The following is a 12,851-nucleotide window of genomic DNA, read 5'->3' as shown; positions in this document are numbered from 1 at the left end:
TCACCTCACTTTTATACCAAAAAACAAAACATTTACAAATGATTGCACAACGTTTAGTAGCCGTTCTTCAGTAGGAAACGCCTTTATTTGTGCTTCCAACCCTTTGAGCCAAATGAGTATGTTCGTGGTTACCTCATCTACAGACTTTATATCGAAAATACCACTGCTTATACCGGCATAAAGTATGTTTTCAATAGTTGTTCGCTCAAACTCATCGTAGCGTTGATGTGTCTCCTTTATGATAGGGAAAAGCTGATCATATTCTTCAAAGAAGAGAGCATACTCTTGAGCTAATCGTTTTATTTCTTTTGTCCGGCTTAAAGCATAGGCTAATAACTGTTCTTCAACGCCGGAAGCTCCATTTACTGTGTCCATGATATCCTTCTTAACTTCTTCAACTTCATCATCTATAACTGCCTTAAGCACCGATTCTTTATCAGGGAAATAGTAGTAAACAGCCGATTTTACTTTATGAACGGCATTAGCAATGTCGTTTATAGATGTTTTTTTGTAACCATACTGTTTAAAAACACTCTTTGCAGCTAGAACAATGTCGGTTTTACCTTTTTGGTTGTTTGACCTTTTTACCATTATGGTCAAATTATACAATATGTTCTGAATTAGTTTTATACTCTTTCGTAACCAACCATTTGCGGAATAACTTTGGGTTCTTAATTTATCAGTTTTCATGAAACCACAGTAGGCATAGGGCAAAAGTTATTAACTTCTGCAAGTCAAAATGCTACCAGAAGGAAGCTATGCTTTATGACTCATCCAGAATGTAACCACAATTGTACAGATTGTAACAACAGATAAGTAAACCTCTGCCCCCACAGCACTCAATAAGCTCACATTCACTAAAACAGCACTATAGTCCACCAATGCATGGAGTATTGAGGCAAACACAAAAAACTGCCACCAACGCTTTTTCCCAAGGCCGTAAGCAGCCATTCCTGTAGCTGCCATGTGAAACGGAACAGTCATAAAGCGTTCCCAAAACGGTAATATACTTGCAAAACCATAATCGAACACTTGCGATAAAACCCAAATGGCTTCAAAAACTCCATAACCAGCACCGGAAATGATTCCAGCATTGACCTTATCGTCTACACTCACATATTCAGCTCTCTTGTTTAAGAAAAGCACGGGCAAAAGCTTGAATCCCTCTTGGACGAAACCAGCAATCAGTACATAAGGTATGCCAAATATGAGCAAAATCGTACGCGAAGCAGAGAATCTCCAGATGTTAAAAAACAACAGATTTAAGAGATTTTGCAGAGGAATCTGAATAAAGGCAATAGAAGGACCAAAGAGCAAGAAACTGCCTATAAACACATACAAAAGATGTGGTTTTCGCCATATAGGTGCCCGAAAGACTAAGATCCAAAACGTAACTATTAGTAGGGCACCGACAGTACCACCAATATTGATATTCGTATAGAAAGATAGAAATTCATTCCATACTGATGACCACATGGTAGTTACGTACTCGCCTTCTTAAACAACTTATTTAGTAACGGCCACAGCAACGTCAGGTTGCAAAAGTAACATGCTGGAACCATTGTCATATTTAATGAGTTGATGAAGAGACGTGGTAGCGTACCATACATACTGTTTAGAATTACCCGTACTTAGTTCAAGCTTCCACGTGTTAATACGCGTATTTCCGATTTGCACATCTTCTTTACCTACAACGGAAACCGTGCATTTTGGCATTTGCACATTTGGCCAAAGTATGATATTCGTAAAGCGAGCCGTATAACCATCAGCGAAAGGAAGTGCTCTAAACAGCAAGAACAAAGCTTCGTCGTTCCCATAAGCATCTGACGGTACTCCGACACTGGAAGGCCCTTGATGTCCTTGAGGAGTATTCGCTTCCACTACCATTTTACCGTTGGCCACGGTCGCATTGATTTGCCAAATGCCTTGGGGAATTGTTAGCCCAGCAGGGATATCCAATACGCGCGTTTCGGATATGGGCTTCAACGTATCAGCGCTGGCAACAAATGTTATGTCATCTTTCGTTTTACCAACAAACTCGCTAGAACTAAGAACATAAGCGTTATCCTTTTTTGCAATTGTTACAGTAGCATTCCCTAATTGCTGCGTACCATCGCTGGATTTTACAACATATTTAAGCGTTTCATTGTCTGGTAAAGAAATGGAATTAATCTCAAGTTGTGCCACCTTAGAAGAACACGCCACAGTGAAAACACACAGAATAGATACTGTAATAAGCAGGGTAAACAATCTTTTCAAAATCACACCTCCCTTTCAGTGGAGCCGTAAGTATTTTAATACGGCATGTTACACATAGAGTTGCGAATATGAAAAAGGATAGCCTATATGATTAATAAGCTATCCTTTTTGGTTAAAGCCTTTTGTTTTTATAGAAATCAATTCAAATTCATTACTTACTGCTCCGGTAACTCTCCAAGTGGAGGCTTTACATCCGGAGGCAGGGCGCACTTATACGGCTGGCCCCCAGTACGCTTCTGGAACTCTTCACGCGCGTCTTTGATAAACTCAGGGTTTCTTAATAGTTCACTGCCACTCAAAGCCAACGTTTTGGCTGCAAGCTCAAGTCCTTTATGGGCTATGCTGCTTCCTCCAGCCGCTACATTCTGCCATGAATGGCCCGGAGAGCCCAAAGCTTGACAACACGTAGTAAACTGTGCGAGTGGTGTTACGTAGCTCACATCTCCTACATCTGATGAAGCAGGTTGTACTGTTCCCTCACCCGCCATACCATAAATAGTGTCATCAAGATATTTGCCCATGTATTCATCAGGTATGCCCATGGTTCTAAATAAACCTTCTTTTGCACCTTTTGGGAATGTCTCCGTTAATTCCTTAGCAAACGTTACCTCATCTTCGTTCCATGTAGGCGCTCCTATTTTTTTTCATCGAATCGTTGAGCAAAGTTGCAAGTGCTTTATTAGGAAGCACGTCATAGCAGGCCGTAGAGAACTTCATATCATATGTAGTATCTGTCATCATAGCAGCCCCATCAGCTATTTTGACTAATCTTTCAAATATCGCATCTACATCCTTACGTTTTGGTGCCCTCACGTAATACCAAACCTGCGCTTCAGGCGGCACCACGTTAGGTTCGCCACCGCCGTTCGTTATCACATAATGTATCCTTGCTTCTTGTACTACATGCTCTCTTAAGTAGTTCGCCCCTATGTCCATGAGTTCTACTGCATCTAACGCACTTCGTCCCTGCTCAGGACTCGCTGCAGCATGTGCTGGTATACCGTGAAAAGTAAACTTGACTGAATTCATTGCAGTCATGGAACCTAAACTGACCATATTAAAACCCATAGGGTGCCATGTAAGTGCACAATCAAGGTCATCGAACAGGCCTGCTCTCGCCATGAACACTTTCCCTGCCAGTAACTCCTCTGCCGGGCACCCATAGAATACTATGGTTCCGGGGAGTTTGTCTTCTTTCATTTCTTCTTTTAACGCAATTACCGCACCCATTACCCCTGCACCAAATATGTTGTGTCCACATCCGTGGCCAGGAGCGCCTTCTTTCACAGGTTCTCTATGAGTAGTTACTTTCTGACTTAACCCTGGTAATGCATCGTATTCTGCAAGAAAGCCTAACCTTGGACTTCCAGAGCCCCAAGTGGCAACAAATGCTGTAGGCAAACCAGCTACTGCTCGCTCCACTGTGAAGCCAGCTTTTTCTAATTCATCGGCCAACAATTTGGATGATTTAAACTCCTGAAACCCTACCTCCGCATAATCCCAAATGGTGTCACTCACTTCACTTAAATAATCCCGATGCTTCCCAACCCAGTTCAGCGCTGTTTCTCCTGCCATTCAATATCCCCTTCTTTTTGGAGAGAAGAACTGATCGCATGATATCCGCAACAATGGGTCTACGCTTCTAACAAATGAATGAGGACTAGTCATGTCAAAGCCGTAAGCACTAACCGTTTGGGTAGCAGTTTATCCCTTGATATTTAAATAGGCGTGTATTGGAAAAAGCTGAAAGTTCTCTTCTTTCTTGATTATATACCGCTATAGAATTGTTTTTCAAAGTTGGTAACATATAAAGTAATGACAAAAGAAAAAGCTAAAAACAACGTTAGAGCGCTGGCACTTCTCTCCGGTGGTTTAGATAGCATGCTGGCAGCAAAACTCATCTTAAATCAAGACATCGAAGTTATCGGCATTTCTTTTGAAAGCCCGTTTTTCAATGCAGAGCGAGCCAGAAAGGCAGCAAAACAGCTAAATATACCGCTCATAACATGGGACATCACAGATGATTTGATAGACGTTTTGAAAAGCCCAAAACATGGATTTGGTCGTTACTTCAACCCGTGTATCGATTGCCATGCGCTAATGGTAAGGAAAGCCATGGAACTTCTTCCTTCTCTTCAAGGTGATTTCATAATAACTGGGGAAGTACTTTACCAAAGACCTAAAAGCCAGAAGATAGGTGGCCTCATGGCTGTGGCTAAAGACAGTGGGGCTCATGACATAATATTGAGGCCTCTTTCTGCGCAGTTACTGCCACAAACGAAACCAGAAATAGAAGGATTAGTCGATAGAAACCGCCTTTGCGACATACAGGGGCGTTCCCGGGAACGTCAGTTTGCTTTAGCGCACACTTTAGGCATAAATGAATTTCCCATGCCTGCTGGAGGTTGCCTTCTTACGGACATCAGCGTCACCGGAAGGATGAGGAAAATTTTCCAATATTGGAAAGATTACATCGGAAGGCCATTCCTTCAGATAGCAAAAGCCGGAAGGCATTTTTGGGTTAAAGATAGTTTTATCGTTGTATCGAGAAACGAACAAGAAGGCTATGACCTTGGTAACCTCATGAGTGTATGGGATTATAAAGTAGAACTTACGAATGTACCTGGCCCTACCACCATTGTACGCGCTAAACAACGGCCCGATGACGATTTGTTAGAGCTTGCTGCATTGCTCACCGCTCGATATAGTAAAGCACGGTCAAATGATGCAGTGGAAGTTATGGCTGAGAATTACCTTTATAAAGAACGGAAGGTATTTACTGTTAACCCTTCCATGTTGGAAGAAAAAATACGCTTCATGCAAGCAGAACAATTATAAAAGCGACCGTTTTTGTCGAAATATAAATGTAGCATATATGTTTTATGTTTTTCCATGTGTTTAGAAGGGGTGAATATCAATGCGGTTATTTGTATCCGTGGACTACGAAGGTATTTGGGGTGTTCCTTCTTGGGATTTTATGAAAACCGAGGAAGCATCAAAACTACTTCATAGAGAGCTTAACGTTTTACTGAAGTCCATTGAAGAAATGGACCCAAATGCGTACATCCTCATGGTTGACAGCCATTCCAGAGGAGAGAATATATACCGCAGTATGCTGCAGTGCGGTTCTTTGAAGTTGGACCTCATCTCTGGTTATCCCAGGCCCAATTACATGATGACCGGCATCGATGAAACCTTCGATGGCGTATTGTTTGTGGGTTATCATACTATGGTTGGAGGCTGGGGTGCTATGGACCATTCTTATTCTTCCTCCATTATCTACCGCGTCCAGATAAATGGTAAAGAAGTAGGTGAATCCACAATTAATGGCCTACTTGCTCATTACTACGGTGTACCAGTAATTTTGGTAAGTGGCTCAGAAGAATTAAAAGAAGAAATACATAATAACCTACCCGAAGCTGTGTTCCACGCAGCAAATAAAACATGGTCACGCTTCAGTGCGCAAAGTTACCACGATGCTTTAATAAAACTAACGGACAAAGTACATAAGGCACTGGGAAGACAACTGCAGACAAACGACTTAGCGGTGGAGAAGCCAAAAGAAGCCACTTTCACCATCGATTTTCTAAACCGACTCGCTGCTGATGTCACAGCGGAACTGCCATTTGTAAAGCGTATTGACCCTCGCACCATCGAATTTACCATAGACGACTATGCTCAAGCATTCCATGCGTTTCAAGCCATTGTTTTCATGGCTTCCTCTGTAACGAGGTTTTAGGAACGTGACTGGTACCGTTTCAGGCAAAGCCAGGGGACAGCAGAAAACACATAAAGTGGAAGGTTCTCCTATTATTTTTACTGCTCGGTGGCTTCACGTGGTCACCGAAGACCGTTTCGATGCTTACATACCTAATTTTTTTAGCGGTCGTACCTGGCTTGTCAGCAAGGTAGACGATGAAGCCACATTGGGTATTTTCGTCATGAGTGACAAGCCCATGTACTGGCTCAAAAACGTTGTTTACGTGGAAAGTATTTATCTGCCCCAGGGACCAACAAAAAATGTGCCCTTACCTTTATTGGAACACCAAACCTTCACTAAAGGAAACCTTTCTTTTGAAGGGATACCACTTTCAGCATTGGCTCCCTTAGTAGGTAAAACACTTTGGTGGATAGAAAGTAAAGACCATGTGGAACGCGTTATAACACAACATCAACTCCAGAACTGGCTTTTAACAACCCAACATCAGGCGGTGAACTTAAACACAAGGCCAGGTACATGGATAAACAATGTAACACGTTTTTGCGGTGAAGAAGGTTACATAACACTGTGATCACCTTTAGCGTATTTGGACGCAAAAACAGTGGAAAGACTACTGTTTGCCAAGAGCTTATCAACATACTTCAGCTTTATGGAACAGTGGCTTATGAGAAGCATGCTCATTCTTCTATAAAACTTGAAAAACATCTGCAAATGGCAAGTAAAACGGTATGGTCGCTGATTCGCGGTCCAGAAGGTTCACAGCTAATAGCAACTAAAGAACAAATTGATCTACCTTCCACAGACTTTTTGGTTATAGAAGGTTATATGGACAATGCCCCTAACATTCTTTGCGTGAAACATCCTTATGACTTAGAAGCCATAACTGAGCATACGTTGGCGGCGGTGTCATTAAACGCAATTCCTGGCACAAAAACCATGGATGAACTGCCACTGATTGTGGAGCGCCATTTAAATAATCTATCAAACTAAAAGATTTCTTACAGGCTTTCCTTGTAGCTTTTGAGCAGCAATTTGAACAACTTACCATGATTAGGAATTTTCAAGTGCAACAGCTCGTGGATGACTACTTCTTTGACGAATTCGGGATCTTGATCAAGCAAGTCCTTAGAAAAACTCAGCCTACCCTTTGATGAACAGCTCGCCCACTTACGCTTCATTTCCCTTATTTGCACTTCCTTAGGAGACACGCCCATGGGGGCTTCAATAACTTCATAAACATGTTCTTAAATGTATCTTACCTTTTAATGTTCCGGCGCAGCCCTTTAAAGATATGATTCGCAAACTGTATTAGGTTTGCATACTAAGCTTATATCGGCGTATTGAAGCCGGAACTCCAATAATTGTTGGAATTATGCACCTATAAGAGGTTAGATTTCATTTGACAATTATTGTGAATTCCACAGTGAATACGGTCCCTTCCTAGGCGGTTGCTCACTACAGAACTTTCAGAACTATCAGCATCCTTTATATTCATGGCTGATTTCCGCATAGGTTTCCCCGTCACCATGAAAACGGCTTGCTGTAAATGGATAGTCAGAGCCTTCAGGTCAATCCAAAGCGTTTTTTTTGAAATGTGCGCCAATGTAGACTTTATACAAATTAACGTTCGCGGCACAAGGTGTTTTTAAAAACGTTTCCCCTACTTAACATAGTTTCAGTTTGCTTGGTTATCATAAAGTTTCTTCTGCTTCGCTTTTGTCTTTCCGCCTGTATTCCAAAATATCTCCGGGTTGACAGTCCAATGCTTCACATAGCTTTGCCAGAGTCGAGATCTTCAACGCTTTCGCCTTCCCGTTTTTTAGAATAGAAATATTGGTAATGGTAATGCCAACCCGTTCGGCAAGTTCAGTGACGCTCATTTTACGTTTAGCAAGCATGACATCAATATTGAAAATGATCTCGCCCTCCATGCGCTCCTCCTCATATCGTCAGATCACTTTGTTTCTGAAGCTCCGCAGCTTTTCCCACGAGGTGTGACAGAATAGCAGAAGCAGCGGAAATTGCAGTCCCAACAAGCAGGATGGTTATGGACGCTAACACGATGCCGGGATGGTTCATGTTGAGAAACCAATATACAACATTCATTACAAAGAAAAATCCAGCGTCAGCTGCAGCAAATACGGCAATTTGTTTTAGTAGTTTTGCGTTTTCCAAGGAGAAAGAACGGTCCATACCTATGTTTCCGGCAATTTTCCATCCAAATACCAACACAACATAACATGGAACAACCGTAATTCCAATGAGAATCATCCATGGAACGTAACAGTACGAAAATTCAGGGTACTCGGAAAGCAGCATTTTCCCAAGAGATGGGATTACCCAGGCATAAACTATCAGCCCGCATAAACCGATAACGACCAGGATCCATTTCAACCACTTAGACAGTGAAGACTGGTTCACAAGTAACACCTTCTTTCCGGTACATTTCTGTATCAACTACCCAATAATTATAGCTGAACATTTTTCGTATGTCAATGAAAAATTATCGTACTACGATAACAAACGGATAGTAACATATAAATATAGACGGCACAGGAGCACTTATATGCATATGGGAACTTTAATCTACCATATTTATCTGTGCCGCTATTTCTATGATTTTCATGGAAAACATTTTTAAAAGTATGGCCGAATGCTATTTGGCGAAATGCTCGGAAGTACGTCTCAGTGATGACGTCAACAGCTGACGGTCGGCTTGTGAACATCTTTTTTCCCTGACTATCTCCCTGTAGGACGATATCTCACATTAATATCAAAAAGTGTCAGCAAGCCAACCGCCATTGATGCCACATTACTGGACGAAACTAATGCTGCATTAGTTTTCTTTGTCTGCCATAGGCGTCAGCAGCCTTTAAGGAGTTGAACGCAGCTTCTGGTGAAACGGGTACGGGTTCGTTATATATGGTTTCCCCTTCTGCACATGCTGCTTCAGCAGCTTTCATCAGCTCTGCATCGCTAACTTTTGACAAGCCAATACCACTTAGGGTAGTTGGAAGTCCCACAATTTCGCAAAAAGTATAGACTCTATCGATAGTATGCATAGGCTTATCTGTCAAGAACAAGGAGGCCAATGTTCCGTAAGCAACTTTTTCGCCGTGATAATACTCGTGAGTATCTTCTAAAACAGTTAATCCATTGTGCAAAGCATGAGCTGCTGCTAAACCCCCGCTCTCAAATCCAAGGCCACTTAGAAGCGTATTAGCTTCAACGATACGTTCAAGCGCTGGTGTAACTACTTTTGTTTCGCAAGCTATTTTTGCTGCTGGTCCATATTCCATCAGCGTGTCAAAACATAACCGAGCCAGAGCATAAGCAGTGAAAGAGCCTACGTTTCCGCTCATATTAGGCGCATATTTCTGATGGCAAGATTCAGCTTCGAAGTAAGTAGAAAGAGCATCACCCATACCTGCAATTAGGAACCGTACAGGTGCATTAGCAATGACTTCTGTATCCACCAGAACCAAATTAGGGTTTTGAGGAAGTGGCAAATATCTCTTGAATTGCCCTTCCTTTGTGTAGATAACGGCCAAAGCACTGCAAGGGGCATCAGTAGAAGCAGTAGTAGGGACAATAACCACGGGAAGTCGAAGACTGAAGGCTGTTGCCTTGGCGGTGTCAAGCGTTTTTCCCCCGCCCATGCCGATTACAACATTACATCCGTTCCTCTTACATATTTCAGAAAGTCTTTCTATTTCTTCATCGCTACATTCTCCACCAAACTGTTCTACATGCAAAGCCACAGATTTTTCTACCAATGGTCTAACACCCGAAAAAACATTTTTCAGAATGTAAGGATCAACAATAAGAAGAGCATTATCACCAAAGCGCAATGCTTCTTTTCCCACTGTCTTCATCGCGCCTACTCCCTGTAAGTACCTCCCAGGAAAAAGTGTCGTCGTTATTGCCATAATTTTCATCCCCTTTGTAATTTTTGTTACTTCATCTTTCTACTCATATGTTATCCGTACATATAGATATATAATTCACTGTTTTATTAAATAAAAGTGACATATTACACTAAATGTTAAAAGAGTTTTTAACTCATAATGTTGGTAAAAGACTTTTTTAAGATAAAATAGCGAAGGCATGGAAAGCAAGAAGAATGTGGAAACCGTCGTATGGAAAACTGCAGGTGCAATTTTGGTTGTTGCACTCATTTTTTCCACAGCATGTGTTACACCATTGAAAGCACAGAATTTACAGGTTGATAATGGCGTATTGATTTTGTGCTTCCACGAAATAGGCATGGTGAATAGGAATGCTTCTCCAAGCAAGAAAACGCTTTATCTGCCGCAATCTGTATTTGACCAAATAATCAAGCAATTGAAAGGAAAAGGCTATACATTCATGAAGCTTTCTCAAGTGCATGATTTGTGGGCCTCTGGCAAGCAGCTACCAAACAGAACGGTCGTTATAACGTTTGACGACGGATACGAAAGCGTTTATAGGTATGCACTGCCTATTGCAAAAAAGTACAAAATTCCTTTTACTGATTTCGTTATTGGCAACGACATAAATGTGCCTGGATATTTAACGGACCAAGAGATAAAAACCATGGTTGGTACAGGTTTAGTAGAAATTGGAGGCCATACATTAGACCACTACAATCTCAAATACTTATCTGACCAAGAGCAGGAGGCAGAAATAAAGGGGGTTATAGAGAAAGTCAAAAACATCATTCCCGGCTATGACATAACCTCATTTGCAGTTCCTTACGGAGAATACAATGACCAAACAGAACATCTTTTAGCAAAATACGGCATAACAATGGATGTCACAACGCAGTATGGAATTGCTTACAAAACAGATGATTGGCTTCTGCTACCAAGAGTTTACATAAATGCACTGCCTGCTTACGTGTACTACAAAGTAGGTGGCATACTCATTACAAGAAGAATAGACAATATATTGAACGGAAAGCTTGTAGGAGAGCCAGACGGCCCACCCGCTTGTGCACTTTTCAAAAATGAGTCTACTCAATGTGACCAAGTCATTTCTTTCACTGGAGGTAAAGGACCGTACCACGTTCGCATAGATGGAAATCCTGAAGGCATCATGCCATCATTTAGTGCTTCCATCATGCAGACTGTTGTTCCAATACCATTCCGCCCAACTTTGCAAACGGCAAAACAGTACGGTACAAACTATGGAATGAGTTTTACTGTCACAGATTCTCTGGGCAACATGCTACGAGGACGCAAAATGGTAACGTTGGTAGACAAACTCACCGTACGTTTTATAAATTCGCCGTCTGTCGTGTTTACCTCCACTGGAAAGATAACATTAACGGCAGACATACGCTCTACCACAACAGAAATACCTGATTTCTTCAACAAGCCCACAGGTTATGGACCGGTAACAGCTCAGTGGTTCTTAGACGGCAGACAAATTGTGCCTCCTAAAGGCATCGCCTACGATGATCAAGAAGTCATCAATCTAACGAAACCGGGTAAGCACACCATTTTAGTAAAAGTGAAAGATGGTTTAGGTGAGGTATCAACTGCATCAAAAACAGCCTACTTAAGTCGATCCATTTCCAACCAGGGAGAAATGAAACAGGGTTTAGACTGAAATCCATGTTACGTATCTAAGTTAGCTGCAATGTCGCTCCGGTAAAACATACCAGGAAACGAAATTTTTTGCACCTCCATGTAGGCTTTTTGTCGTGCTTCTTCGTAGTTTTTGCCAGTAGCAACAACATTCAGAACACGCCCGCCTGATGTGATAACGGAACCGTTCTTTCCAATGGCTGTTCCAGCGTGAAATACAAACCCATCCTTCACATCATTCAAACCCGTAATAGGGAAACCTGTTTCGTAATGCCCGGGATATCCTTGTGATGCTGCCACTATGCAAACAGATTTTTCGCTAGCCCAATCCACATTAATATGACCCATATCACCAATGCATGTTGCCATCATCAGCTCTGGCAAATCACTCTTCAAAAGTGGCATCATTGCCTGCGTTTCTGGGTCTCCAAAGCGCACATTGAACTCCAACACCTTTGGTCCATCTTTAGTAAGCATGAGGCCAACATATAAAACACCTTTATAGGCTATGCCTTGCTCCAGTAAACCATGCAAAATCGGCAAAACAACAGTATTCAGAACCGTTTGTTCCATGTTTTTATCTAACATGGGATGTGGGCTTACGCTGCCCATCCCTCCTGTATTGGGCCCTTCATCATTATCATGGGCGCGCTTGTAATCCATGGCACTACCAAAAATAACGCCATTTTCACCGTTGCATAGCGCAAACACGGAGGCTTCTTTGCCTTCCAGCAGTTCTTCCACAACCACCTTCTCGCCTGCGCCAGCAAATGCCTTTTCTTCCATCAGGTTACGTAAAGCAGTTTCTGCTTCTTCTTCACTGTGGCAGACACTTACGCCCTTTCCTTGTGCTAAGCCGTCAGCTTTTACTACCAGTGGTCTGTGCTGCTTTCTAACGTAAGAAAGAGCGTCCCCTAAATGAGAAAACACTTCAAAGTTAGCGGTGGATACATTGCAGCGCTTCATCAGGTCTTTTGCAAATACTTTACTGCCTTCCAACACAGCAGCAGACTTTTTAGGACCAAACACAGTTAGTCCTGCGTCCTCGAATACATCCGCAATGCCAGCCATAAGAGGTATTTCAGGACCAACCACCGTTAAATCGATCCCTGCGCTCAAGGCAAAAGCCCTGAGTTTATCCACTTCCAAAGGGCCAATGTCAACCGTTTCAGCCATGGAAGCTATGCCTCCATTTCCCGGTGCGCAGTAAATTTTCCTCACTTGCGGGCTTTGTCTAAGCTTATAAATCAACGCATGTTCCCGCCCACCACTGCCTATTACTAAAATATTCATGATGACTC

Annotated in this window: 15 protein-coding genes; 5 read left to right on the top strand and 10 right to left on the bottom strand. The window is 42.2% G+C overall.

Going from position 1 to position 12,851, the window contains the following annotated elements; all coding sequences use genetic code 11:
* The 5 genes from D890_RS0100445 to D890_RS07460 all read right to left on the bottom strand — a co-directional run bounded on the left by D890_RS0100445 (position 1) and on the right by D890_RS07460 (position 3,834).
* Positions 1–591, bottom strand: a complete 591-nt coding sequence (locus D890_RS0100445) for a TetR/AcrR family transcriptional regulator (protein ID WP_245533108.1) — start codon at positions 589–591, stop codon at positions 1–3.
* Positions 592–756: 165 nt separating this feature from the next.
* The gene (locus D890_RS0100440) at positions 757–1,476 is read right to left on the bottom strand and encodes a PrsW family intramembrane metalloprotease (RefSeq protein ID WP_018962558.1); all 720 of its coding nucleotides are present in this window, start codon (positions 1,474–1,476) and stop codon (positions 757–759) included.
* A 30-nt stretch (positions 1,477–1,506) separates the two neighbouring features.
* On the bottom strand, positions 1,507–2,259 hold the full coding sequence (locus D890_RS0100435; RefSeq protein WP_018962557.1) for a hypothetical protein: 753 nt from the start codon (positions 2,257–2,259) through the stop codon (positions 1,507–1,509).
* A gap of 155 nt (positions 2,260–2,414) precedes the next feature.
* On the bottom strand, positions 2,415–2,801 hold the full coding sequence (locus D890_RS07925; protein WP_018962556.1) for a zinc-binding metallopeptidase family protein: 387 nt from the start codon (positions 2,799–2,801) through the stop codon (positions 2,415–2,417).
* Positions 2,802–2,868: 67 nt separating this feature from the next.
* Entirely contained in the window at positions 2,869–3,834 is a 966-nt protein-coding gene (locus tag D890_RS07460; protein ID WP_018962555.1) for an amidohydrolase, read from the bottom strand.
* A gap of 240 nt (positions 3,835–4,074) precedes the next feature.
* On the opposite strand from D890_RS07460, the gene D890_RS0100425 reads away from it, so the two are divergent.
* From D890_RS0100425 to D890_RS0100410, 4 genes are all read left to right on the top strand, one after another.
* A complete protein-coding gene (locus D890_RS0100425; protein WP_018962554.1) occupies positions 4,075–5,097 on the top strand; it encodes a tRNA 4-thiouridine(8) synthase ThiI in 1,023 nt (340 codons plus the stop codon).
* A gap of 79 nt (positions 5,098–5,176) precedes the next feature.
* Positions 5,177–5,998 carry a M55 family metallopeptidase gene (locus tag D890_RS0100420; protein WP_018962553.1) on the top strand — a complete coding sequence of 274 codons (822 nt, stop codon included), beginning with the start codon at positions 5,177–5,179 and terminating at the stop codon, positions 5,996–5,998.
* 4 nt (positions 5,999–6,002) lie between these two features.
* Positions 6,003–6,551, top strand: coding sequence for a hypothetical protein (locus D890_RS0100415; protein ID WP_018962552.1), 549 nt, complete (start codon positions 6,003–6,005; stop codon positions 6,549–6,551).
* The gene (locus D890_RS0100410; protein WP_018962551.1) at positions 6,548–6,970 is read left to right on the top strand and encodes a hypothetical protein; all 423 of its coding nucleotides are present in this window, start codon (positions 6,548–6,550) and stop codon (positions 6,968–6,970) included. Before D890_RS0100415 ends, D890_RS0100410 begins: the two co-directional genes overlap by 4 nt.
* Positions 6,971–6,978: 8 nt before the next feature.
* On the opposite strand, the gene D890_RS07455 is transcribed toward D890_RS0100410, so the two are convergent.
* From D890_RS07455 to D890_RS0100390, 4 genes are all read right to left on the bottom strand, one after another.
* A complete protein-coding gene (locus tag D890_RS07455; RefSeq protein ID WP_281104496.1) occupies positions 6,979–7,206 on the bottom strand; it encodes a M48 metallopeptidase family protein in 228 nt (75 codons plus the stop codon).
* A 465-nt stretch (positions 7,207–7,671) separates the two neighbouring features.
* Positions 7,672–7,911: a helix-turn-helix domain-containing protein gene (locus D890_RS0100400; RefSeq protein ID WP_018962549.1), complete on the bottom strand. Its 240-nt coding sequence runs from the start codon at positions 7,909–7,911 to the stop codon at positions 7,672–7,674.
* Between the two features lie 10 nt (positions 7,912–7,921).
* Positions 7,922–8,401: a DUF2975 domain-containing protein gene (locus D890_RS0100395; RefSeq protein WP_018962548.1), complete on the bottom strand. Its 480-nt coding sequence runs from the start codon at positions 8,399–8,401 to the stop codon at positions 7,922–7,924.
* A 404-nt stretch (positions 8,402–8,805) separates the two neighbouring features.
* Positions 8,806–9,909, bottom strand: a complete 1,104-nt coding sequence (locus D890_RS0100390) for a glycerol dehydrogenase (protein WP_040363470.1) — start codon at positions 9,907–9,909, stop codon at positions 8,806–8,808.
* Between the two features lie 178 nt (positions 9,910–10,087).
* On the opposite strand from D890_RS0100390, the gene D890_RS0100385 reads away from it, so the two are divergent.
* Positions 10,088–11,572, top strand: coding sequence for a polysaccharide deacetylase family protein (locus D890_RS0100385; RefSeq protein WP_018962546.1), 1,485 nt, complete (start codon positions 10,088–10,090; stop codon positions 11,570–11,572).
* 8 nt (positions 11,573–11,580) lie between these two features.
* On the opposite strand, the gene purD is transcribed toward D890_RS0100385, so the two are convergent.
* Positions 11,581–12,843 (bottom strand): phosphoribosylamine--glycine ligase, encoded by a 1,263-nt coding sequence (gene purD / locus D890_RS0100380; RefSeq protein ID WP_018962545.1) that lies wholly within the window; start codon positions 12,841–12,843, stop codon positions 11,581–11,583.
* Between the last annotated feature and the right edge of the window lie 8 nt (positions 12,844–12,851).

It is taken from the genome of Coprothermobacter platensis DSM 11748, from assembly GCF_000378005.1.
Lineage (GTDB): Bacteria > Coprothermobacterota > Coprothermobacteria > Coprothermobacterales > Coprothermobacteraceae > Coprothermobacter > Coprothermobacter platensis.
The sequence above is the reverse complement of the archived record's forward strand: the minus strand, read 5'-3'. Positions and strand labels throughout refer to the sequence as shown.

Coding starts and splice junctions, on each gene's coding strand:
- D890_RS07460 (WP_018962555.1), bottom strand. CDS start 3,834: ATGGCAGGAGAAACAGCGCTGAACTGGGTTGGGAAGCATCGGGATTAT.
- D890_RS0100420 (WP_018962553.1), top strand. CDS start 5,177: ATGCGGTTATTTGTATCCGTGGACTACGAAGGTATTTGGGGTGTTCCT.
- D890_RS0100445 (WP_245533108.1), bottom strand. CDS start 591: ATGGTAAAAAGGTCAAACAACCAAAAAGGTAAAACCGACATTGTTCTA.
- D890_RS0100385 (WP_018962546.1), top strand. CDS start 10,088: ATGGAAAGCAAGAAGAATGTGGAAACCGTCGTATGGAAAACTGCAGGT.
- D890_RS0100400 (WP_018962549.1), bottom strand. CDS start 7,911: ATGGAGGGCGAGATCATTTTCAATATTGATGTCATGCTTGCTAAACGT.
- purD (WP_018962545.1), bottom strand. CDS start 12,843: ATGAATATTTTAGTAATAGGCAGTGGTGGGCGGGAACATGCGTTGATT.
- D890_RS07925 (WP_018962556.1), bottom strand. CDS start 2,801: ATGGGCATACCTGATGAATACATGGGCAAATATCTTGATGACACTATT.
- D890_RS0100425 (WP_018962554.1), top strand. CDS start 4,075: ATGACAAAAGAAAAAGCTAAAAACAACGTTAGAGCGCTGGCACTTCTC.
- D890_RS0100390 (WP_040363470.1), bottom strand. CDS start 9,909: ATGGCAATAACGACGACACTTTTTCCTGGGAGGTACTTACAGGGAGTA.
- D890_RS0100440 (WP_018962558.1), bottom strand. CDS start 1,476: ATGTGGTCATCAGTATGGAATGAATTTCTATCTTTCTATACGAATATC.